The organism is Chryseobacterium sp. 22532 (assembly GCF_052044665.1).
In the GTDB taxonomy this organism is placed as follows: domain Bacteria; phylum Bacteroidota; class Bacteroidia; order Flavobacteriales; family Weeksellaceae; genus Chryseobacterium; species Chryseobacterium lathyri.
In genome coordinates, this window is record NZ_JBQENJ010000001.1 from 594,328 (window position 1) to 617,213 (window position 22,886).

Consider the following 22,886-nt stretch of genomic DNA (forward strand, 5'->3'; position numbering starts at 1 on the left):
TTACATCCATAGTACAGGAGGATGAATGATGCCATTATCAGTATCTCCCGTAAGAAAGTTTTCATGCCCTGTTTCAACGATACTGATCTGGATGCCTCCCTTTATATAATCATAAAGTTCGACCCCCGGAGTATCTAATGCTACAGAAAGTATATACGTGTTGGGGATAAGCTTGTTGCCCTCGATCTGTATAGACAGGCTGTTCTCATGCATATCGTCAAATGTTTTTCTTGTAATGAAAATAACATTTTCAAACTTGTCTAAGATGGCAATATTGACGCGTACTCCCTTAGTAACGCTTCTGTTGATATAGTCTATATTGATGTTAATATCATCGGTATGACTGAACTCCATGGTCTCAATATTCTTATTATTGAAAATTTTGACATTGTGAATCTGAGCCTTTTTACTCAGGTCTTCAATGTATTTGAATTCAGAGTTTGGAGATAATTCATGGATGATATAGTTTTCCAGAACCTGATTGATACTTCCTTGGTCTGCAAGCATACCGTTCTTCATAAGAATACCGCTATTACATAACTGTTTTACGGCAGCCATATTATGGCTTACAAATAAAATGGTCCTTCCCTCTCCTCTGGTAACATCGCCCATTTTTCCAATACATTTTTTCTGGAAATCCGCATCTCCTACGGCCAAAACCTCGTCAACGATCAGGATTTCAGATTCAAGGTGTGCGGCAACTGCGAATGCAAGACGCACATACATCCCCGAAGAATATCTTTTTACCGGAGTGTCTATATATCTTTCCACTCCTGAGAAAGCAACGATCTCGTCAAATTTTCTGGTAATCTCTTTTCGAGTCATTCCGAGAATAGCACCGTTGAGAAAGACATTTTCACGCCCCGTCATTTCAGGGTGAAAACCTGTACCAACTTCCAGTAAAGAAGCAATTCTGCCGTTGGTGTGTATTCTTCCGGTGGTAGGCTTGGTTACCTTACTCAGGATTTTCAGCAGGGTAGATTTTCCGGCCCCGTTTCTTCCGATGATTCCTACAGCACTGCCTTGCTCGATTTCAAAATCGATATCACGGAGTGACCATACATATTCAGAATTTCCTTTTGTTGCTCTGTCGTTGGTTTCTCCGATTTTTAAATATGGATCTTCCTTACCTCTTACTTTGTGCCAAAACCTGTTCAGGTCGTGAGAAAGCGTACCTGTTCCCACTTGTCCGAGACGGTATTGTTTTGATATATTTTCTGCTTTTAAAGCCAGCATAGTTTAATTGGAATTTAAAATTAATAAAAGATGGTGTTCCTAAACGGTGTCCATGAAAGTTTTTTCAACCTTATTAAAAACAACAACGCCTATCATCAGAAGGACCAAAATGATCACTGAGCTGACTCCCAGCATTGCAGGTGAAAAATCTCCGGAACCGATCCATGCATATTTAAAACATTCAAAAATGCCTGTCAGTGGATTATAGTAAGCCAGTTTTCTGAAAATACCCTGTAAGGCAGATACCGGATAAATTACCGGAGTTGCGTACATATACAGGCTTATCCCGAATCCCAACAACATGCTGAGGTCTTTGTATTTGGTAGTAAGTGAAGAAAAAATCATTCCAACTCCTAAAGCGAAAAAAGCCATCAGGATGATAAGGAATGGTGTGGCAAGAACCCAGATGTTAGGATGAACTTCTCCTTTGGTAAGGTAATATATCCAGGCCAGGATGAATAAAAGGAATTGTACTGTAAACCGCATCAGATTGGATATTACTATTGACAAAGGGGTTACGAGTCTTGGAAAATAAACTTTTCCAAAAATACCCGCATTCCCGGCAAATGTATTAGACGTTGCAATAAGTGAGGTCGAAAAATAATTCCAGAGGGTAACTCCTGCAAGGTAAAATAAGAGGGGAGGTCCATCTGTGGGAAGTTTAGCTATTTTACCAAAAACTACAAGATATACAACCGTAGTCAAAATAGGGTTAATAAAAAACCAAACCGGGCCTAATACAGTTTGTTTAAAGCTGGAAACAAAGTCTCTTTTAATGAACATATAGACTAAATCTTTATATCTCCAGACCTCTTTAAGTTTTAAGTCCAATAAAGAATGATCGGCATCAATCGTTTCTGTCCACTTCTGCTGTGGTTCATTCATTTGTGTAAGTTTTTGCAAATTTAAAATATTTAATTCTTATTTAGTATTTTTAATTAGTGAATAATTATTCACATAAATCCGAAAACAACAACTAATATATTAATATTTGTTATTATGAACAAAAAACTATTAGCCATAAAGCTAATAGTTCTTGAAATTTATAATAAGAATCTTATTTGTTGACGGATTGTTTAGGATATTCATTGTGAAGCATCTTGCCTGAAATAGGTTTTAAACGCATTACAGATATTCTTTAATTTAAAATTCGTTAACAGCTTTGATAATAGCCTGTATTTCTTCCTCTTCCAAAACAGAAGAAATCGGAAGGCTCAGTACTTCATCATGCATTTTCTCTGTAATAGGGAATGAAAGGTGGCTGTATTCTTTGTATGCTTCCTGCTTGTGAGGCGGAATAGGATAGTGGATAATGGTACTGATACCTTTTTCCGTTAAATAAGCCTGAAGCTCATCTCTCTTTTCTGTTCTTATGACGAAAACATGCCATACGTGTTCTTTTTCGTCTGCAGGATTTTCAGGAAGGATGATCTTTGGATTGTTGATCTCTGCGATGAATCTTTTGGCGATTTCTCGTCGGGTACCATTTTCGTGGCCGATATACTTCAGCTTCACATCCAAAACAGCGGCCTGAATTTCATCCAGCCTGGAGTTTAATCCTTTATAAATGTTAATATATTTCTGGTTTGAACCGTAGTTGGCTATAGCACGTATGGCATCGAATACTTCTTTGTTATTCGTGGTTACGGCTCCTGCATCACCTAAAGCTCCAAGGTTTTTCCCGGGATAGAAGCTGAAACCTGCAGCATCACCAAGGTTTCCTGATTTAATACCGTTCCACTCTGCGCCTATTGCCTGTGCATTGTCTTCTACGATCTTTAGATTGTACTTTGATGCGATATTTTTAAGCTCTTCAGAAAAAACAATTCTTCCCTGAAGATGAACAATGAGGATGGCTTTCGTTTTCGGTGTTATTTTTTCTTCAATTTTTGAAACATCAATATTATACGTATTGACATCCGGTTCTACAAATACAGGAATAAGCCCATTGTCTGATAAAGCCAGAACTGAAGCGATATATGTGTTGGCCGGAACAAGCACTTCGTCGCCCGGTTTCATTACCCCTAGTTCTATATAAGCACGGAAGATAAGACGAAGGGCATCCAGCCCGTTGGCTACACCTAAAGCATATTCTGAACCGATATATGAGGCAAGGTTGGTTTCAAAATTTTTAAGCTCATTTCCCAACAAATACCAACCACTACGGAATACACTTAAAAGTTTGTTCTCAATTTCTTCCTGATGCTGTAAATTGATCTTCTGAAGATCAAGAAATTTTATCATAATGCTATTTTTTAACGCTCAATTATTTTTTCTTAAACACACTGCTCCCCAGGAATATCCTACTCCAAAACCGACAAGCATTACATTTTTGGGACCTCTTGCCGTAAGTGAATTTTTAAAAGCAATAGGAATGGTAGAAGATACGGTATTGCCGTAATCCAGCATGTCGATGACGAAATTTTCCTGAGGAATTTTAATTCTTTTTCTTAAGAAATCGAGCATGAATGTATTGGCCTGATGAAATATAAAAGTATCAATGTCGCTTTTTTCAAATCCGTTTAATTTTAAATTTTCTTCTACAAGGCCGGGAATGGCTTTTGAAGTGAAATCAAAGATCTTAGGACCATTCATATGAAGATAATTATCCCTGTCTTCCGGATCGCCAGTATTTTTATTTCTGACAGCACCATTTTTAACAATCAGGTTTTTGGCACCTTCTCCATCCGTTCCTACGGAGAACTTCAGAATTTCATAGTCCCCGTCTTCGGAGATAAGGGTTGCAGCAGCTGCGTCCCCAAAAAGGCTGATATTTCCTTTGTCATCTTCATGAATGTGCTTTGAATAGGTTTCTGCCGTTATCAGAACAACATTCTTCATCATCTTAGAATCAATAAGGGCATTAGCCAGAGATAGTCCGTAAATGTATCCTGAACATCCCTGGTTGATGTCTATGGCTCCGCAAGTTGTATTTAAGCCGGCCTGAGCCTGTACAAGGCAGGCTGTTGCGGGAAGGAAATAATCCGGACTCTGCGTGCATACGATCAGATAATCTATCGCAGACTTATCAATTTGATGTTCTTCAACAAGTTTATTAAGAGCTTTAACAGCAATATCTGAAGTGAATTCATCCTCTCCGGTAATATTCCTGTTTCTGATCCCTATTTTTTCAAGAATTTTATCACTTTCCCAGTCAGGAAATTTTTTTGAAATCTCCTCATTGGAAATGACCTTCTCAGGAATATATGTTGAAATATGTTTTATAAAAGCCATTATTTAATATTTACTGTTTTTTCTCAACAATAAAAGAATATAGTTCGTTGATATCTTTAAAGGAGGTAATCTGTTCAGGCTCAATATCTACACCATATTCGTCTTCTATCATTACTTTGATCACCATTGCGGTAAGCGAGTCCCAGTAGCTTTCTTGGCTATATGCTGTTTCAGGTTCTATAACTGTATCTGTATTTTCCAGCTGTGACTGGAAATTCTTTATAAATTCATTTATTGACATAAGTTTATATTTTAAATTTTTTCAGAATATCTGGAAGTATCGTATTAAAAGTGTCTCTTTTTAATAAGTAATAATTATTTTCGTCGTCGCTTCTTATCAGCTCCGGCTGAAAGAGTTTGTGATAACTGTTGACTGAAGCATTTTGTTTTCTTACTTCAAACTGCAGGATGTCAAAATTTAATTCGTTCAGCACAAAGTCTTTCACCGCAATATCTACTTTTATTGAATTTTTGATGTTGGAATAGTCCGGTTTGGAAACCCAGCTGCCAATTTCGGGAAGTCCGGAATCTATTTTATAAACCCTGTAGGTTGCATAATCTTCATTGTTTTCATCAACTGCAATAAAATAAAACTCTTTTTTCTGCTGTTCCCGTTTTTTATAATCCGAGATCCATTGTTTCTGAGCTTCTACATCCTGAGAAGTTTTTGAGATAAATCTGGATTTTTTTTCATTATTCCTGATGGATACTATAAATGAAGCATCATCAGCCTCAACAAATCTTAGTTTAATTCCTTTATATTCAATTACCATCGTATATTATTTATATTTAGTACCGCCACCATCCAGGTGAAGTGTAGGATAGCTTATTTCTTCTTCGCTGCTTCCTTAAAGCTTTCATAGTCCCTGAAGTAATCTTCTTCGTCATATACTTCCGAAGCCAGACACAGCAGAACTGCATTATGGGAAAACTGAATATCTCGCCATACCAGTTTGGGGATATATAAACCTTTTGTAGGATGGTCTAAAGTAAAAGTTTCCTTATGACCATCTTTATCCTCAGTATTAAAGGTAATAGTTCCTGAAACAGCAAATATGAACTGCTGCAGCGCCTTATGGGCATGTCCTCCCCTCGTTACATCATGAGGCGTGTAATACGTCCAGTAGACACGTTTTATTTCAAAAGGAACATTTTTCTGAGTCTCTGCTATAGTAATATAACCCAAATGGGATGATCCTATTTTATCGAATGTAATAATTTGCGGTTTATTGTATTCCATTAATGTTATAAAATTCTTTAAGCCCTCAAAGTTAATTATAAAATTACTATCGGAGTACAGCCTGTTAATATTATGTAATTATGTATGGAAATTTACATCAAATAAGTCTTTCGGATTAAAGAAAATATAAGATTTTTTACATTAAAAAACTATCGGCTATAAAGCCAATAGTTGTTATAAAGTTCAGAATATGATAATGTTACTTTCTGACAAGTTTCTTAAGGTATTCGCCGTAGCCGCTTTTGCCATATTTTTCAGCAGTTTCAAGCAATTTTTCTTCGTTGATGAATTTATTATGGAATGCAATTTCTTCAATACAGCCTATTTTGAAGCCCTGTCTTTTTTCAATAACACTTACAAATTCAGAAGCATCATTCAGGGAGTCAAAAGTTCCGGTATCAAGCCAGGCTGTACCTCTGTCCAAAACGCCTACTTCAAGTTTTCCTTTGCTTAAATAAACATTATTGACATCCGTAATTTCAAGTTCTCCTCTCGCAGAAGGCTGAATGTTTTTTGAGATTTCCACTACTTCATTATCGTAAAAATATAAGCCGGGAACTGCATAATTCGATTTAGGATTTAAAGGTTTTTCCTCAATAGATATAGCTTTAAAATCATTGTCAAATTCTACAACTCCATACCTCTCTGGATCGGAAACGTGATAAGCGAAAACCACTCCGCCATCCGGATTGGTTTTATTCTTCAGCAAAGTGCCCATTTCAGAGCCATAGAAAATATTATCTCCCAAAACCAATGCAACGGGATCATTGCCAATAAATGTATCCCCTAAAATAAAGGCCTGGGCAAGCCCGTCCGGACTCGGCTGTACAACATATTCTATATTACATCCAATCTGGGATCCATCACCTAAAAGTTTGATAAATCCTGGTTGGTCATGAGGGGTTGTAATGATCAGGATATCTTTAATTCCAGCAAGCAACAAAGTTGAAAGAGGGTAATATATCATTGGTTTGTCGTAAACAGGCATCAACTGTTTACTTACTGCAATGGTAAGAGGGTAAAGTCGTGTCCCGGATCCTCCGGCTAATATAATGCCTTTCATCTTTTGTGTGTTAATTATATTGATTTTCGTAGTATTTCTTATAATCGCCACTGGTAACATTTTCTAACCACTCTTTATTTTCAAGATACCAATCGATAGTTTTTGAAAGTCCTTCCTCAAAAGTCACAGATGGTTTCCAGCCTAGATCTTTATTAAGTTTAGTCGCATCAATAGCATAACGCTTATCGTGTCCCGGTCTGTCTTTTACGAAAGTGATTAATTTTTCAGAATGACCTTCCGGTTTTCCTAACTTCGAATCCATTTGCTTGATCAATTCTTTCACCAAATCAATATTCTGCCACTCGTTGAATCCTCCAATATTATAAGTTTCACCGGTCTTAGCTTCATTAAAAATCTGATGAATACCTTTTGCATGATCGATTACAAATAGCCAGTCTCTTGTGTATTTTCCGTCACCATAAATTGGCAATGGTCTTTCATTAATAATGTTTGAAATGCACAGAGGAATTAATTTTTCAGGAAAATGATTTGGGCCATAATTGTTGGAACAGTTAGATATGATGAATGGCATTCCGTAAGTATTTCCATAAGCTCTTACCAGGTGGTCAGACGCTGCTTTTGAAGCTGAATACGGAGATTGTGGATCATAAGCTGTAGTTTCCAAAAAGAATCCTGTTTCGCCAAGACTTCCATATACTTCGTCCGTAGAAACATGATAAAATAAATTATTTCTTTTCTCATCAGGAAATCTGCCATGCGTGTGATCCGGATTGAGAGTCCAGAATTCCTTACATAGATTAAGAAGATTGGCAGTTCCGTTCACATTGGTATTAATAAATGCCATTGGGTCTGTAATGCTTCTGTCTACGTGGCTTTCTGCCGCTAAGTGCACTACAGCGTCAGGGTTGTATTTTTCGAATACTTTTCTTAATTCTTCAGGTTTTGTAATGTCTGCCTTTTCGAAAACGTAATTAGGCTCGTTTTCAATGTCCTTAAGGTTTTCCAGATTTCCGGCGTAAGTAAGGGCGTCAAGATTGATGATCGTTGTTTCCGGATTATTTTTTACGAACTCTCTTACAACGTGAGAACCTATAAATCCGGCTCCTCCGGTAATAATTATATTTTTCATCTATTTATTTTCTATGGTCTTTCTTCCTATACTTTTATAATGAAACCCATTCTGTTGTGGGATTTCTAACGGATACATATTTCTTCCGTCAAAAATGACTTTGTTTTTCATTTTCTTAGCCATCAGTTCAAAATTCGGATTTTTAAACTCAGGCCATTCCGTAGCAATGAATAAAGCATCTGCATCTTCAAGAGCATCATACATTCCCTTCGCATAATGGATCTTATCACCAAGAAGTTTCTTTACATTACTTTCTGCTACCGCATCATACGCAGCAATTTCTGCGCCTTTCTCTAATAAAAGAGCAATATTGTCCAAAGAAGATGCTTCACGGATATCATCTGTGTTAGCTTTAAATGCCAGACCCCACATGGCAATTTTCTTTCCGCTGATATTTCCTCCGAAGTATTTTTCAATCTCTGAAACCAGAATTACTTTTTGTGAAGTATTTACTTTTTCAGTAGCCTCAAGGATCTGGAAATTGAAATCCTCCTGGATTCCGGATTTGATAAGGGCTTTTACATCTTTAGGGAAGCAGCTTCCGCCATATCCGATACCTGGAAATAAAAAACGGTGTCCTATTCTGTCATCACTTCCCATCCCAAGTCTCACTTTATCTACATCAGCACCTACTTTCTCACAGTAATTGGCAATTTCATTCATAAAAGTGATTTTTACGGCAAGGAATGAGTTGGCGGCATATTTCGTAAGCTCCGATGATTTTTCATCCATAAAGATGATCGGAATTCCTGTATTGGTAAATGGCTGATAAATCTGAGCCATAATAGTTTTTGCTTTTTCAGAGCTGGCACCCACAACGACCCTTGAAGGATTCATGGAGTCTTCCACGGCAAACCCTTCTCTTAAAAATTCGGGATTGGAAACTACATCAAAAGGGATGTTCGTTTTAGAAGCAATTACTTCTCTTACTTTATCCGCGGTTCCTACGGGAACAGTACTTTTATTTACAATGACCTTATATTCTGTCATCATTTCTCCAATATTATTGGCAACCTGGATGACATATGAAAGATCTGCAGAGCCGTCTTCTCCCGGTGGTGTTGGCAGTGCGAGGTATATGACTTCGCTTTTGTCTAAGGCTTCTTTAAGATTGGTAGTGAAAAATAATCTTTCGGATTGAATGTTTCTAAGAAACATCTCTTCAAGGTTCGGCTCATAGATGGGAACAATGCCGTTTTTCATACCTTCTACTTTCTTTTCATCAATATCAACACAGTATACTGAATTGCCAAGTTCTGCCAGGGTAGTACCTGTAACCAGCCCTACATAACCTGTTCCTACAATTGTTATATTCAAAATGTATGTTTTTAAATTTCAGGACAAAAATAATAAAAATACTTTCACCTGCCTGTTTAATTTACCTTAATCGAAATTTTAAGGTATTTACTTGATAATTAAGTAGATTTTGCTTTTTTAGAAAAAATGCGTATATTTGCAGTGGATTTACAGGAAAAATGGGAAGGCTTCGGAAGAAAGCCTTTTTTCGTACTGGTAAATCAAGATAATTAATGTATGGAGTTTAGAAAAAGAATTGAAGAATTATTAAATGAATTCCTTGAGACCAGAAAGGATTTATTTCTTGTTGATCTGAAATTTTCTGCAGGAGATGATATTACTGTGATCTTGGATGGTGATAATGGGGTGACTCTTCAGGACTGCCTTGATGCAAGCCGTGCGATAGAGTTTAACATGGATCGTGAGGAACATGATTTCAGCCTTCAGGTAATGTCTGCGGGACTAAGTGAGCCGCTCGCCGCTCCGAGACAGTTCAGGAAGAATATCGGAAGAGAAATAGAAGTATTGCTGAATGATTCTTCCAAAATTGAAGGTGAGCTGGCAAAAGTGGATGAGGAAAAGATCACACTTATTTTACGCTACCGAAAGCCGAAAGAAGTCGGAAAAGGGAAAGTGGATGTGGAGGAGGAAAAAGAAATTCCTTACTCTGAGATAAAAAAAGCGTTAGTAATAATTAAATTTTAAAAGAAAAAAAAATAGATGGATAATATAGCGTTGATTGAATCCTTTGGTGATTTTAAAGACGAAAAAGGGATCAGTAAGATTGATCTTATGGCAATTATTGAAGATTCATTGAAGACCCTTTTGAGAAAAAGATTCGATTCAGATGATCATTTTGATGTAATTGTGAACCCTGATAAAGGAGATTTTCAGATATTTTTAAATAAAACGATTGTTGAGGACGAAATGTCTGAAGATGACGATCTGGAAATTGAGCTTTCTGAAGCTAAGAAGATTGACCCTACTTTTGAAGTAGGTGAAGATTTTACAATGGAAATCCCTGTTGCCCAACTGGGTAGAAGAAATATTCTTACCTTGAAGCAGATCCTGGCCACAAAACTTCAGGAACATAATAATGCAATGCTTTATGAGCAGTTCAGAGATAAAATTGGGGAAATTGTTATTGGAGAGATTCACCACATCCGTCACAAACATGTGATCTTATTGGATGATGAGGAGAACGAATTTATTTTGCCAAAAGAAAATCAGATTCCATCCGACTTCTTTAAAAAAGGCGAAAATATCAGAGCTATTGTTGAGACAGTAGATTTTAAAGGTTCAAAACCACAGATTATTATTTCCAGAACTGCACCTAAATTCCTAGAGAAATTACTGGAACTGGAAATTCCTGAAATCCAGGACGGAACAATCATGCTTAAGAAAGTAGTAAGAATTCCTGGTGAGAAGGCAAAGATTGCAGTAGATGCTTATGATGACAGAATAGATCCTGTAGGTGCTTGTGTGGGAGTGAAAGGATCCAGAATTCATGGGGTTGTAAGAGAGTTGAGAAATGAAAACATCGACGTGATTCAGTGGTCTAAAAACCCTGAAATCATGGTGAAAAGAGCTTTAGGAAATGTTACCATCAACAAAATTGATATCAACGAGGATGCAAACTATGCACTGGTTTATACTCCGGTTGAAGAGATTTCCAAAGTGATCGGAAAACAAGGACAGAATATCAGGCTGGCTTCTTGGTTATCCGGATATGAAATAGATGTTTATAGAGAATCCAGCGAGGATGACGATGTTGATTTGAGAGAATTTAATGACGATATTGAGCAGTGGATTTTAGATGAATTTAAGAAAGTAGGTCTTACTACTGCGAAATCAGTATTGGATAAGGATACCGAAAGCCTTCTGAATATGGTAGATCTTGAAGAAGAAACCATCGAAGATGTAAAACGTATTCTGAGAGAAGAATTTGAAGATTAAGATTTTAATGAATTTTAATAAACAGTAAAAAAGAATACTTTAATTTTAAGAATTAAAAAAAATAGTAAATAATATAGATGCCAAAAATAAGATTAAATAAAGCGGTTAAGGAATTCAATATTTCGATGTCCAGATTAGTAGAGTTTTTACAGTCAAAGGATTTCGAAGTTGAAAACAATCCTAACGCTCAATTAGAAGAAGCGGCATATTCTGCATTGGAGGCTGAGTTTGCCAAAGACGGCGAACAGAGAAAGGCTTCCCATGAGGTGGTGATCACTAAAGTTCCGGAAGAAAAACTGGAAATTGAAGAAAAGAAAACCCCTGAAGTAATAAGAGCTAAAGCAAATAAACCGGAAACTAAAATTTTAGGTAAAATAGATCTTGAATCTAAAACTACTGAAGTTGAAGAAACTCCTGCGGCGCCAGCACCCGTAGCAGTACCGGTTGAAGAAAAGAAAGAAGAAGTTGTGGCTGAGCCGGAAGTTAAAGCAGCTCCTGAAAAACAGGAATTCAAAGTTCTGGATAAAATCGATCTGTCCCAAATAGAATCTAGAAATAGACCTGTAAAAAAAGATAAACCCAAAATGGAGGAGAAAAAAGAAGAGGAAAAACCGGCAGAACCTGTGAAAGAAACTCCAAAGCAGCCTGAGCCTGCTGAAAATAAGGCAGAGCCTCAAAAACCAGCTGAGCCTGAATCTCAGGAACCTCAGAAAATAGAAACTGTTTATCAGAAGCTTGACGGTCCTAAGATCGTTGGTGAAAAAATTGATTTAACACAGTTTGCACCAAAACCGGGTTCTGGTGCTAAAAAGAAAAGAAAGAGAATTGAGAAACCCGGAGGACCAAATCAACAAGGTCAAGGGAATAATCAAAACTCAGGAAATAATAACAATAACCAAGGAGGTCAGGGTAATCGGCCGCAAGGTCAGGGAGGCCCAGGAGGAAACCGTCCACCAGGACAGGGAGGTCCGGGAGGGAACCGTCCGCCAGGTCAAGGAGGTCCGGGAGGTAACCGTTTTGGAAATAACCAAGGAAACCGTCCACCAGGTCAGGGAGGCGGATTCAAAAAAGGTCCAGGCGGAAACAACAACAGACCAGGGCAGAGAACTATGCCTGTTGAGCTTACCGACGAACAGGTTAAAAATCAGATCAAGGAAACTCTTGAAAAATTAACCAATAAAGGAGGTAAATCCAAATCTGCTAAACACAGAAAAGATAAAAGAACCTACCGTAGAGAACAAGATGAACGTCAGCAGGAAATTGATGCTCAGGACAGATCATTAAAAGTTACCGAATTCATCACAGTAGGTGAATTGGCAAGTTTAATGAATGTTTCCCCAACAGAAGTTATTTCTGCTTGTTTCTCTTTAGGTGTAATGGTAACAATGAACCAAAGACTGGAAGCTGATACTTTGTTATTGGTTGCAGATGAATTTGGTTATAAAATAGAATTCTCAGATGCTGACCTTGAAGAGGTGGAATCTGAAGAGGATATGGATACTGAGGAGGATCTTTCTCCAAGAGCACCAATCGTAACGGTAATGGGTCACGTTGACCACGGTAAAACGTCTTTACTTGACTACATCAGAAAAACTAACGTTATTGCTGGTGAGTCAGGAGGAATTACTCAGCACATTGGAGCCTACAACGTAAAATTGGAGAACGGACAAAGAATTACATTCTTAGATACGCCGGGTCACGAAGCATTTACCGCGATGAGAGCCAGAGGTGCTCAGATCACCGATATTGCAATTATTGTAATTGCTGCTGATGATGATGTGATGCCTCAAACGAGAGAAGCAATTTCTCACGCACAGGCTGCAGGAGTGCCAATGATCATTGCCTTGAACAAAGTGGACAGACCAAATGCTAATCCTGATAATATCCGTCAACAACTTTCTGGGATGAATATCCTGGTAGAAGAATGGGGTGGAAATGTTCAGGCGCAAGAAATTTCTGCGAAATTTGGTAACAACATGGATGTTCTTTTGGAAAAAGTATTACTTCAGGCAGAAATGCTTGATCTGAAGGCTAATCCTGACAGAGCGGCTCAAGGAGTTGTTATTGAGGCTTCACTGGACAAAGGAAGAGGATACGTAGCTACTATGTTGGTACAGACCGGAACCCTAAGAGTTGGAGATTATGTAGTGGCAGGTAAGAACCACGGTAAGGTAAAAGCTATGCTTGATGAAAGAGGCAGAAACCTTAAAGAAGCCGGTCCTTCAATTCCTGTTACTATTTTAGGTCTTGATGGAGCACCAACGGCAGGTGATAAATTTAAGGTATATGCAGATGAAAGCGAAGCTAAAATAATAGCCAATAAGAGAGAGCAGTTACAAAGGGAACTTTCAATCAGAACTAAGAAGCATACTACACTTGAAGAACTTGGAAGAAGAATTGCTTTAGGTGAATTTAAAGAATTGAATATTATTCTTAAGGGTGACGTGGATGGTTCAGTAGAAGCATTATCTGATCAGTTACAGAGATTATCTACAGCAGAAATCAACGTTAATATCTTACATAAAGGGGTTGGACAGATCACTGAATCAGATGTTAACTTAGCAACTGCTTCTGACGCAATTATTATCGGATTTAATGTTAGAGCCGGTGCTAATGCTAAAGAATTAGCAGATAAAGAAGAAATAGAGATCAGAACCTATTCAGTAATTTATGCTGCTATTGATGAGGTTAAAGAAGCGATGGAAGGCATGCTTTCTCCTGAGATCAAAGAACAGGTAATCGGTAATGTTGAGATCAGAGAGGTATTTAAAATCTCTAAAGTAGGTACCATTGCAGGATGTATGGTTCTTTCAGGTAAAGTAACCAGGCAGTCTAAAGTAAGGGTATTAAGAGATGGTATCGTTAAATTTGACGGAGAGCTGGAAAGCTTGAAGCGTTTCAAAGATGATGTAAGAGAAGTAACCAAAGGTTACGAGTGTGGATTGAACCTGAAAGGTTATAACGACATTGAAGTCGGAGATATTCTTGAAGTTTACGAACAGGTAGCTGTTAAGAAGAAGCTGAAATAATAGTTAATTAATCATAAAATTTTAACCACTTTTTTCGAAAAGTGGTTTTTTTTAGGCAATTATGGAATTTTTTTATTGATATAATTGATATAGATGAATTAAGGTTAACTAGTATATGGTGGACTAAGTAGTAATTTAACAAATTAAATCTTTTAAATAATAAATTTGATGAATGCTATTTGTAAAATAATAGTGAGTTATGAATACTATTGAAATCGTATCTTTAGCTCTTATAATCTATTATTAAAAGAAATTGAAGAAATTATTTTATAATTATAAATGCATGAAAACCACTTTTTTATAATTTTTTTTTGGATATATTATTAATAATTTAATTTATAATTATTCTAAATAATATTTTTTATATTGGTAATAATTTGTTAAAAAAAATAACAAGCATGAAAAAATAATATTTATACAAATAAAGCTGATATAATTATTTAAACTATGCTATTTCGCTAAATCTTTAAAAACACTATTAAGAAAAAAGCAAATTTTTATATACATGAAAGACTTGCGAGTGTTAATATTTATTAACATATTTGCGAATTAAATATATTAAAATTTGTTAATATGAATGTTAAACTACGTGTATTAAGTGCAGGTGCCTTGTTCTTTCTTGGACAAGCTGCTTACGCACAGCAGAAGCCTGGAGATACAACAACTACGGAAACAGCAATTGAAGAAGTAGTTGTAATTGGTTATAGCCAGGTTCCAAAGGAAACTTATGTGGGTACTGCATCTAAAGTAGATGCTAAGTCGATTGATTCAAAAAACGTATCTAGTGTTAGCCAGGCACTTGCAGGAGAAGCTGCTGGTGTTAGAGTTATTAACACTTCAGGACAACCTGGTACAGATGCAACAATTCGTATCAGAGGTTTTGGATCCGTTAGTGGAAACAGAAGTCCACTATATGTATTAGATGGAATGCCATATACAGGGAATGTTAGTGCAATCAACCCTGAGGATATTGAAAATATGGTGATCCTTAAGGATGCTACTGCAACCTCTATCTATGGAGCAAGAGGTGCTAATGGTGTTGTAGTTATTAATACTAAAAAAGGAAGATCTAATAAATCTGTTATCCAGCTTGAATCTAAAGTAGGTTTCAACATGGCATTGCTTCCAAGATATGAAACAATAAAATCTCCAGAGGAGTATATTGGATTAAGCTGGCAAGCTATGAGAAACCGTGGTAGATTATTAGGCAATGCTGATCCAACTGCATACGCAAATAATAACCTTTTTGGTAATGCGGGTATTAGCCCAAATTATAATATGTGGGGAGTTTCAGCTGCTCAGTTGATTGATCCAACTACAGGACAGGTTAGACCTGGAACTAATAGATTATACGATCCGGAAAACTGGGAAGACTATGCTTTTCAAACTTCTGCAAGAACAGAAAATAATTTAAGTATTAGTGGAGGTACAGGTAAAACAACATACTATACTAATATTGGTTACCTAAGTGATAAAGGGTATTCTATAAATTCTGACTTTGAAAGATATACCGGAAGATTAAACCTAAGCCACCAGGCAAGACCTTGGTTGAAAGGGGATTTTAACTTAGGATATGCCTATTCAAAAGCAAACAGAAATGGACAAAGCAGTGACTCAGGAAGTATCTTCTGGTTCGTAGATAACATCCCTTCAATTTATCCTTTATTCTTACGTGATGCAGCAGGAAATAAAGTTCCTGATCCTCATTTTGGAGGGAATCAGTTTGATTATGGTGAAGGAGGAAGAGGTTTTGGAGCATTAACAAATGCAATAGCAGATGCAACTAACAATCTTAACAAATTCTACAAGCACGAGATCAATGCTAACATGTTCTTGAAAGCTGACATCACTAAATTCTTAAGCTTTGAAACAAGAATTGGGGGTCAGTATTATAACAATAGTAATGATCAGGTAGATAATCCTTTCTATGGTAATGCAGCTAGTCAAAATGGGTATATCTATAAAACTAAAACAGAATTGATGTCTTATAACTGGTTACAGTTGTTAAGATTCAGTAAAAAGTTTGGTGATCATAATATTATGGCTTTTGTTGCTCATGAAAATAACAGCTGGGAACAGAAGTTCATGTCGGCAGGAAGACCAAATATTATCGATATGATTCCTGAATTAAATTTAGGAATTGGTGAATCTTTATCAAGCTCATATCTGAACAGCTATGCTCTTGAGAGTTTCTTTGGTCAATTAACATATGATTACAAAGGGAAATATTTCTTTAACGGAACAGTAAGAAGAGATGGATCTTCAAGATTCTTGAATGACAAATGGGATACATTTGCTTCTGCAGGTTTAGGATGGTTAGTAACCAAAGAAAATTTCTTATCAGATAACAAAATCATCACTAACTTAAAGTTAAAAGGAAGTTTTGGTACGGTAGGGGATCAGGCCGGAGTAGGTTACTATCCTGGATATAATGTATATAACCCTGGAAACTTTATGGGGCTTCCTGGAGCTACATATGACAGAAGTGGTTACCCTGAGTTAACTTGGGAGAAAGCTAAAATCTTCCAGGCAGGTGTGGAATTAGGATTGTTTAAAAACAGAGCAATTGAACTTGACGTTGATTACTACCACAGAACTACTGATAACCTGATTTTTGATAACAGACTTGCTCCATCTACAGGTAATGCAATTTTGAAAGTTAATGATGGAAACCTAGTAAACCAAGGTATTGAGTTTACTTTAAAAGCTCATATCATTAATAAAGAAGATATGTTCCTTGACTTTGGTGTAAATGGAGAGCTCTTACGTAATAAACTTACAAGAATGCCAATGGATGCTGGTTCAGGACAAAGAAAAATTCTTGATTTATCTGAAGCAGGCTTTGGTAGAGCTGAAGGAAAGTCTCTTTATGATTATTATATGAGAGAATATGCAGGAGTTAATTCTGCGACTGGTGCTGCTCAGTGGTATGTAAACTATACCGATAATAACGGAAATGGAACTTTTGATGTTGGTGAGCAAATTACATCACTTTATGAATACCAATCTCAAAATCCTAATGCAGATATAAGAACGGGTGTTACTGAAGTGTATTCTCAGGCGACTCAGAAATTCTTAGATAAATCTGCTATACCAGATGTAAGAGGAGCATTTAATCTTGATTTCGGATATAAATCATTTACATTAGGCGTACAGTTTTTATACAGCTTAGGAGGTTATTCATATGATGGACTATATGCTGGATTAATGGGTAACGGTGTAATCGGAACTAACAACTGGCATAAAGATATTTTAAACAGATGGCAAAATCCTGGAGATATTACTGATGTTCCAAGAATGTCTTCAAACTATGCAGCTGACGTTAATACTGCATCAAGATCAAGCAGATTCTTGGTTAAGTCAGATTATCTTGCTCTTAATAACGTTCGTTTAGGTTATAATCTTCCTCAAGATTTTGTAAAATCAATCGGTATTACAGGTTTCAACTTATTTGTGAGCGGGGATAACCTATGGATTGCAAGTAAGAGAAAAGGGTTTAATCCAAGTGTTTCAGAAACTGGAAGTAGTAGTACTTACGCTTATGCACCATTATCAACTATTACATTTGGAGCAAAAATTAACTTCTAACAAGAAAATAAAATGAAAAAGATATTATTATTAAGTATAGCATTAGCGACCCTAACTGTTTCATGTCGCGAAGAATTTCTTGAAAGTACACCAACTGAGACTGTAGGAGATGCACCTGTACAAACGAAATTAAACGGTTTGTATTTGATGATGATCAATACAGGAACTGGGGGAACTGATTTGGATCATGATGATTTTGGTCAGAAAGGGTATGATATTTATAGTGACCTACTTTCACAGGATATGGCACTTGAAGCAACAAGCTACGGGTGGTATGTAAATATAGCTAATATGGCAGCTCAGGCTGACTTTACCAATACAGTAAACTATAAGCCATGGAGATATTATTACAGAGTTATTGCAGGAGCAAATGATGTAATTGATGGACTTGGTGGAACAGACTCTGTGCCAGCTAGTGATGAGGATAAGTACGCTATGGGACAAGCAAAAGCTCTTCGTGCTTATGCTTACTTCTACCTAATGCAGTTGTACACGAAAGGATATAATCCATCGGAAGCTGCAATACCAGTATATACAAAGTCACAAATGCCAGCAGCTCCTAAATCTTCTCAACAGCAAGTATATGATCTTATTATAAGTGACTTGAATAAGGCTGTTGAATATTTGGAAGGTTTCGAAAGAGCGAATAAAGGAATGATTGATCAGGGTGTTGCCAAAGGTCTTTTAGCTTATGCTTATGCTGCTACAGGACAATCAGCACAGGCTGCTACCGTATCTAAAGATATTATTGCTAATTATGGATACCCTGTAACTTCTAAAACTCAGGCTGTAAGAATGGTTCAGGCTCCAGGTGCAACGCCTAGTGGTGGTGGATTTAACTCTTTAGAGACTCCAAGTTGGATGTGGGGCTTCGATATCGAGGTTGTTAATGGTTTAGACCTAGTAAGCTGGTGGGGGCAGGTAGATGTTTTCACATATAGTTATGCTTCTGTTGGAACTAGAAAAGGAATGGATCTAGGGTTATATAATAGCATGAGAGCTGATGATATCAGAAGAAATCAATTTGTTGTAACAAATCCTGCACAAAACTATCCAGGGAATAAATTCTTTGATCCAAACAGAGTTGTACAAGGACAAAGACAGATTACTTCAGACTATATCTATATGAGAGTTGATGAGTTCTACTTACTAGCAGCAGAATCACTAGCTAAATCAGGCCAGGAAGCTGAAGCTAAAACAATTCTGAAGAATTATTTGACAAATAGAATGACAGATGTTTCATATATTGATGCATTAAGCGGAACTGCTTTACAGAATGAGATTTATAAAAATACTCGTTTAGAATTCTGGGGTGAAGGTAAATCTTACTTAGCATTCAAGAGAAATAAAGCTACAGTTACAAGAGGATCAAACCACTTGTTCTATGTAGGTCAGTCATTCCCTTATAATGATGACAGGGTATCTTTAAAAATTCCACAAGAGGAAATTTTAAATAATCCTAACTTCTAATAAATATAAAGAGGCTGTCTAAAAGACAGTCTCTTTTTTATTTAAGTAAAAAGCAGTCTCAAAATTGAGACCGCTTTTTTTTTATTAAATTTGCCATACAAAAATGAATAATGAAGTACATCCTTTTTATAATAATCTTCTTAGGTTTTGTGGCGAAGGCCCAGGTCGTTAATAAAACAGATATTAAAAGCCCGCAAAAAGAAGAAGACACCCTTGTCATAGACACCGGTAAAAAAGATTCACTGAAAATCTTTAAGCCTACTATTAATGATTATCAGTATCAGACCCAGTTTTCTGAGAAGAAGGTTTTTGATACCGTACTGACTTTTGATAAGACCCATATCTTTTCACAATATAACAATACAGATAATTTTGGTCGAGCTCAGGTAGCCAATATAGGAGCAGGATTCAATCCTTTGGTGTATGAAGTGAATCCGGAGCAGAACCTAGCCTTACTTCCTTCCAACAAGTCATATATGATCATCGGAGCTGATGATGTAAAATATTATGATGTAAAAACACCTACTGCCGCCTTTATTTACCATACTGCCATGAAAAATGGTGCCGCATTGAAATCTACCTATACCCAGAATATTGGGAAAAGATTTAATTTTGCTCTTGAGTATATGGGACTTCGTTCCCAGGGATTTTATAGAAATTCATTAGCGTCGAATAACAATACTTTATTTTCCGGACATTATGTTTCCAAGAGTGGAAATTATGAATTGTTTGCTCATTATCTTCACCAGAATGTCAACAATCAGGAAAGTGGAGGAATCACAGAAGATGAGCTTTTTCAGAATGGTGACAGCAACTATAAGAACAGGCAAAATGCTCAGGTTAATCTGGCTTCATCAAGTTCTCAGTATTCATACAGAAGATACTATCTGAGTCATCAGTTTACACCGTTCAATTCAGAAAAATTTCCATTCAGTATAAGACATACATTGTCTCATCAGGGTAATAAATATTTTTACAATCAGGGAGCAGTAGAACCTTACTGGTATGATAACGTTTCAGAATTAACCAACGGTTTTCCTCTTACCACAAAAAAATATTCAGATAACTTCAGCAATACATTAAGTCTTGTTTTCAATAATGAAAAATTCAAGCTTGATGGTGGAGTACGTTATCAGATGCTGAAATTTGGAGTGAGAGACATTGCGACTGTAAATGGAGTTGCTCTTCCTGGCGAATTTAAAGAAAATAGAATTGGAGCGGTAGGAAATCTTCAGGTGAAACTTTGGGATAAGTTCCAGCTGAAATCCTTTTTAGAATTTTCCAATGGAAGCCAGTTCGGGAGTTATCTAAGAACTGCCAATAACATAAAGTTTGAGCCGGTGAAAGATTATTTTGTGAATGCAAAAGTAAATTTTCAAAGTGCTTATCCGTCATTTAATTATCTTTTAAATACTTCCGTTTACAATAAATACAACTACTATCTGGAGAATGCAAAGAATCAGACTGTAACAGAGATTGGGGGAAGTGTTAATCTAAAATGGTTCAAAACAGAAATTTTTGCCAACTATTTCAGAATAGATAATTACACCTATTTCAATGCTGATGGAGCGCCGGAACAAAGTGGCAATTCATTAAACATTTCCCAAATCGGGGGAGATGCTACATTTAGTTATGGTAAATTTCATCTTAATACAAGGCTTCATTTCCAAAATGCTTTGACGAATAAAGAACTTCTTCCAATGCCTAGTTTTATAGGAAGAGCCAATTTCTTCTTCCAAAGTCAGGCATTTAAAAAAGCGGCGGAAATTCAGGCAGGTTTGAAGGTATATTATTTCTCAAAATTTGCCTCAAGAGATTACTTCCCGATTTTAAACGAATATATTCTGCCAGATGCCAATTCATTTTCTATCGGAGGACAGCCTATTGTAGATCTGTATATTAATATGAAGGTTAAAAAAATGTTCTTCTATGTAGAAGGCCAGCAGATAGGAACGGTAATTTCCAATAATAAAGCTTACGCATTTCCACACTATCCGGTTTACGATTTTAGATTGAATATTGGTATTGTGTGGTATTTGTTCAACTAAAAGCAAAAACAACGTTGAAAACAATAAATAAGATATCATTTAATGATATAGAAAGCATTCCACAACTGGTAAAAGATTTCCTGAATCAGAAAATTGAAGGCTTTGAAAAAAATACCTTTTCTTTAGATCACTTTAAAGATCAGATTCATCTCAAACAGAATTCTTTTACACAGGATCAGAGAAATATTCTTTCTGATGTACTGGAAAAGCAGCTTTCGGAACTTACCCTTTCTTCAAAACAGAAAGAGAACCTGGAAAACCTAAAGTTGCCCAATACATTTACTATTACCACGGGACATCAGCTGAACCTTTTTTCGGGACCTGTTTTTTTCGTCTATAAAATTTTACAGACCATTAAAACCTGTACTTATCTTAAGGAAAATTTCCCGGATTTTAATTTTGTTCCAATATATTGGATGGCTTCTGAAGATCATGATTTTGCAGAGATCAACCATTTTAAAACAGAACACAATTATTACGAAATCAACGAGAAGTCCGGTGGACCGGTAGGCAGGATAACGATCAGCGATACATTCTTTATTTCTGAATTTGAAAAAGAATTTAAAGATTCCGTATTCGGAACAGAGCTGATTTTAATGATGAAAGAAGCTTATAAGCCTGGGAATACATTGACAGAAGCTATTAAAATTTTAGTGAACAGACTTTTTTCTGAATTTGGACTGTTGATTATTGATGGTGATTCCAAAGAACTTAAAAGCCAGATCAAAGATATTTTCAAAGATGAGCTGCTGGATTTCAGCTTACAAAAGAATTCAAAAGAAAAAGTAAGTTTTCTGACAGAAAAGTACGGAAAAGTACAGGTTAATCCCCGTGATATCAATCTTTTTTATCTTTCTGAAACCAGAGACAGAATCGATTTTGACGGTGAAAAATATATTGCAGTAGACACCAATAAAAGATTTACGCAGGAAGAAATACTTCATGAGCTGGAAAGCCATCCTGAGAAATTCAGCCCGAATGCTTTAATGCGTCCGGTTTATCAGGAAAAAGTACTTCCTAACCTTGCTTACATCGGGGGAAATGCGGAAATCATGTATTGGCTGGAACTTAAAGACTATTTTACAGCAGTCAATATTCCTTTTCCTGTTTTAATTCCAAGGAACTCCATGCTTTTCATTAAAGAAAAAACAGTTGGGAAAATTGAAAAACTGGATCTGAATATCGAAGATTTTTTTGGGAATTTCACTGCTATTACCAATCAGAAAATCCTAAAAGACAGCAATGTATTATCAATATTGGAAGAAAAAGAAATACTTTTAGAAAAAAGCTTTTCCGAACTCAAAACGATAGCAGAAACTACAGAACGCTCTTTTGGGAACATGGTAAAAGCAGAAGAAGTAAGACAGCTGAAATCATTTAAAAGAATGAAAAAACGTCTTTTGCATGCAGAAAAAATAAAGCAAGGGGAGCTGCTCGAAAGACTGGAAAACCTGTTTTTAGATGTTCATCCTTCAAAAACATGGCAGGAAAGAGTCTTTAATTTTAGCGTATTCTTTTCAGACTATGGTTATTCATGGCTTGAAAATTGTTGGGAAGAAATGGTGGTTCAAGAATCCAAATTAATAATTGTTGCCATTTAATTTTAAAGAAGTATTTTTGTAAATTATAATTATCG

Annotated in this window: 17 protein-coding genes; 7 read left to right on the forward strand and 10 right to left on the reverse strand. The window is 36.3% G+C overall.

Annotated features, from left to right (window positions below):
* The 10 genes from ACTJIV_RS02825 to ACTJIV_RS02870 all read right to left on the reverse strand — a co-directional run bounded on the left by ACTJIV_RS02825 (position 1) and on the right by ACTJIV_RS02870 (position 9,180).
* On the reverse strand, positions 1 to 1,236 hold the full coding sequence (locus tag ACTJIV_RS02825; protein ID WP_440625477.1) for an ABC transporter ATP-binding protein: 1,236 nt from the start codon (positions 1,234 to 1,236) through the stop codon (positions 1 to 3).
* Positions 1,237 to 1,275: 39 nt separating this feature from the next.
* Positions 1,276 to 2,121: an ABC transporter permease gene (locus ACTJIV_RS02830; protein ID WP_111958982.1), complete on the reverse strand. Its 846-nt coding sequence runs from the start codon at positions 2,119 to 2,121 to the stop codon at positions 1,276 to 1,278.
* Between the two features lie 258 nt (positions 2,122 to 2,379).
* Positions 2,380 to 3,480 carry a DegT/DnrJ/EryC1/StrS family aminotransferase gene (locus tag ACTJIV_RS02835; protein WP_440625480.1) on the reverse strand — a complete coding sequence of 367 codons (1,101 nt, stop codon included), beginning with the start codon at positions 3,478 to 3,480 and terminating at the stop codon, positions 2,380 to 2,382.
* An 18-nt stretch (positions 3,481 to 3,498) separates the two neighbouring features.
* Positions 3,499 to 4,470 (reverse strand): 3-oxoacyl-ACP synthase III family protein, encoded by a 972-nt coding sequence (locus ACTJIV_RS02840; protein ID WP_440625482.1) that lies wholly within the window; start codon positions 4,468 to 4,470, stop codon positions 3,499 to 3,501.
* A 10-nt stretch (positions 4,471 to 4,480) separates the two neighbouring features.
* Entirely contained in the window at positions 4,481 to 4,711 is a 231-nt protein-coding gene (locus tag ACTJIV_RS02845) for an acyl carrier protein (protein ID WP_223558163.1), read from the reverse strand.
* 4 nt (positions 4,712 to 4,715) lie between these two features.
* Positions 4,716 to 5,243, reverse strand: a complete 528-nt coding sequence (locus tag ACTJIV_RS02850) for a GNAT family N-acetyltransferase (RefSeq protein ID WP_111958990.1) — start codon at positions 5,241 to 5,243, stop codon at positions 4,716 to 4,718.
* A 53-nt stretch (positions 5,244 to 5,296) separates the two neighbouring features.
* Positions 5,297 to 5,710 (reverse strand): sugar 3,4-ketoisomerase, encoded by a 414-nt coding sequence (locus ACTJIV_RS02855; protein ID WP_440625484.1) that lies wholly within the window; start codon positions 5,708 to 5,710, stop codon positions 5,297 to 5,299.
* Positions 5,711 to 5,909: 199 nt separating this feature from the next.
* A complete protein-coding gene (gene rfbA, locus ACTJIV_RS02860; RefSeq protein WP_111958994.1) occupies positions 5,910 to 6,773 on the reverse strand; it encodes a glucose-1-phosphate thymidylyltransferase RfbA in 864 nt (287 codons plus the stop codon).
* A gap of 10 nt (positions 6,774 to 6,783) precedes the next feature.
* Entirely contained in the window at positions 6,784 to 7,863 is a 1,080-nt protein-coding gene (gene rfbB, locus ACTJIV_RS02865) for a dTDP-glucose 4,6-dehydratase (protein ID WP_440625486.1), read from the reverse strand.
* The gene (locus tag ACTJIV_RS02870; protein ID WP_440625489.1) at positions 7,864 to 9,180 is read right to left on the reverse strand and encodes a UDP-glucose dehydrogenase family protein; all 1,317 of its coding nucleotides are present in this window, start codon (positions 9,178 to 9,180) and stop codon (positions 7,864 to 7,866) included. It abuts the gene before it with no gap.
* 216 nt (positions 9,181 to 9,396) lie between these two features.
* Here ACTJIV_RS02870 and rimP point away from each other — a divergent pair, with 216 nt between their 5' ends.
* The 7 genes from rimP to bshC all read left to right on the forward strand — a co-directional run bounded on the left by rimP (position 9,397) and on the right by bshC (position 22,851).
* Entirely contained in the window at positions 9,397 to 9,864 is a 468-nt protein-coding gene (rimP, locus tag ACTJIV_RS02875) for a ribosome assembly cofactor RimP (RefSeq protein WP_111959000.1), read from the forward strand.
* Positions 9,865 to 9,879: 15 nt separating this feature from the next.
* Positions 9,880 to 11,115 carry a transcription termination factor NusA gene (nusA, locus tag ACTJIV_RS02880; RefSeq protein WP_111959002.1) on the forward strand — a complete coding sequence of 412 codons (1,236 nt, stop codon included), beginning with the start codon at positions 9,880 to 9,882 and terminating at the stop codon, positions 11,113 to 11,115.
* A 77-nt stretch (positions 11,116 to 11,192) separates the two neighbouring features.
* Entirely contained in the window at positions 11,193 to 14,144 is a 2,952-nt protein-coding gene (gene infB / locus ACTJIV_RS02885) for a translation initiation factor IF-2 (protein ID WP_440625492.1), read from the forward strand.
* Positions 14,145 to 14,717: 573 nt separating this feature from the next.
* Positions 14,718 to 17,732, forward strand: a complete 3,015-nt coding sequence (locus ACTJIV_RS02890) for a SusC/RagA family TonB-linked outer membrane protein (protein WP_440625494.1) — start codon at positions 14,718 to 14,720, stop codon at positions 17,730 to 17,732.
* 12 nt (positions 17,733 to 17,744) lie between these two features.
* The gene (locus ACTJIV_RS02895) at positions 17,745 to 19,202 is read left to right on the forward strand and encodes a RagB/SusD family nutrient uptake outer membrane protein (RefSeq protein ID WP_111956925.1); all 1,458 of its coding nucleotides are present in this window, start codon (positions 17,745 to 17,747) and stop codon (positions 19,200 to 19,202) included.
* Positions 19,203 to 19,312: 110 nt separating this feature from the next.
* Positions 19,313 to 21,250, forward strand: a complete 1,938-nt coding sequence (locus ACTJIV_RS02900; protein ID WP_440625496.1) for a putative porin — start codon at positions 19,313 to 19,315, stop codon at positions 21,248 to 21,250.
* 14 nt (positions 21,251 to 21,264) lie between these two features.
* Positions 21,265 to 22,851: a bacillithiol biosynthesis cysteine-adding enzyme BshC gene (bshC, locus tag ACTJIV_RS02905; RefSeq protein WP_440625498.1), complete on the forward strand. Its 1,587-nt coding sequence runs from the start codon at positions 21,265 to 21,267 to the stop codon at positions 22,849 to 22,851.
* Positions 22,852 to 22,886: the final 35 nt, after the last annotated feature.

Excerpts from the sequence above, each read along its gene's own strand:
- ACTJIV_RS02825 (WP_440625477.1), bottom strand. The coding sequence starts at position 1,236 with ATGCTGGCTTTAAAAGCAGAAAATATATCAAAACAATACCGTCTCGGA.
- ACTJIV_RS02830 (WP_111958982.1), bottom strand. The coding sequence starts at position 2,121 with ATGAATGAACCACAGCAGAAGTGGACAGAAACGATTGATGCCGATCAT.
- ACTJIV_RS02835 (WP_440625480.1), bottom strand. The coding sequence starts at position 3,480 with ATGATAAAATTTCTTGATCTTCAGAAGATCAATTTACAGCATCAGGAA.
- ACTJIV_RS02840 (WP_440625482.1), bottom strand. The coding sequence starts at position 4,470 with ATGGCTTTTATAAAACATATTTCAACATATATTCCTGAGAAGGTCATT.
- ACTJIV_RS02845 (WP_223558163.1), bottom strand. The coding sequence starts at position 4,711 with ATGTCAATAAATGAATTTATAAAGAATTTCCAGTCACAGCTGGAAAAT.
- ACTJIV_RS02850 (WP_111958990.1), bottom strand. The coding sequence starts at position 5,243 with ATGGTAATTGAATATAAAGGAATTAAACTAAGATTTGTTGAGGCTGAT.
- ACTJIV_RS02855 (WP_440625484.1), bottom strand. The coding sequence starts at position 5,710 with ATGGAATACAATAAACCGCAAATTATTACATTCGATAAAATAGGATCA.
- rfbA (WP_111958994.1), bottom strand. The coding sequence starts at position 6,773 with ATGAAAGGCATTATATTAGCCGGAGGATCCGGGACACGACTTTACCCT.
- rfbB (WP_440625486.1), bottom strand. The coding sequence starts at position 7,863 with ATGAAAAATATAATTATTACCGGAGGAGCCGGATTTATAGGTTCTCAC.
- rimP (WP_111959000.1), top strand. The coding sequence starts at position 9,397 with ATGGAGTTTAGAAAAAGAATTGAAGAATTATTAAATGAATTCCTTGAG.
- nusA (WP_111959002.1), top strand. The coding sequence starts at position 9,880 with ATGGATAATATAGCGTTGATTGAATCCTTTGGTGATTTTAAAGACGAA.
- infB (WP_440625492.1), top strand. The coding sequence starts at position 11,193 with ATGCCAAAAATAAGATTAAATAAAGCGGTTAAGGAATTCAATATTTCG.
- ACTJIV_RS02890 (WP_440625494.1), top strand. The coding sequence starts at position 14,718 with ATGAATGTTAAACTACGTGTATTAAGTGCAGGTGCCTTGTTCTTTCTT.
- ACTJIV_RS02895 (WP_111956925.1), top strand. The coding sequence starts at position 17,745 with ATGAAAAAGATATTATTATTAAGTATAGCATTAGCGACCCTAACTGTT.
- ACTJIV_RS02900 (WP_440625496.1), top strand. The coding sequence starts at position 19,313 with ATGAAGTACATCCTTTTTATAATAATCTTCTTAGGTTTTGTGGCGAAG.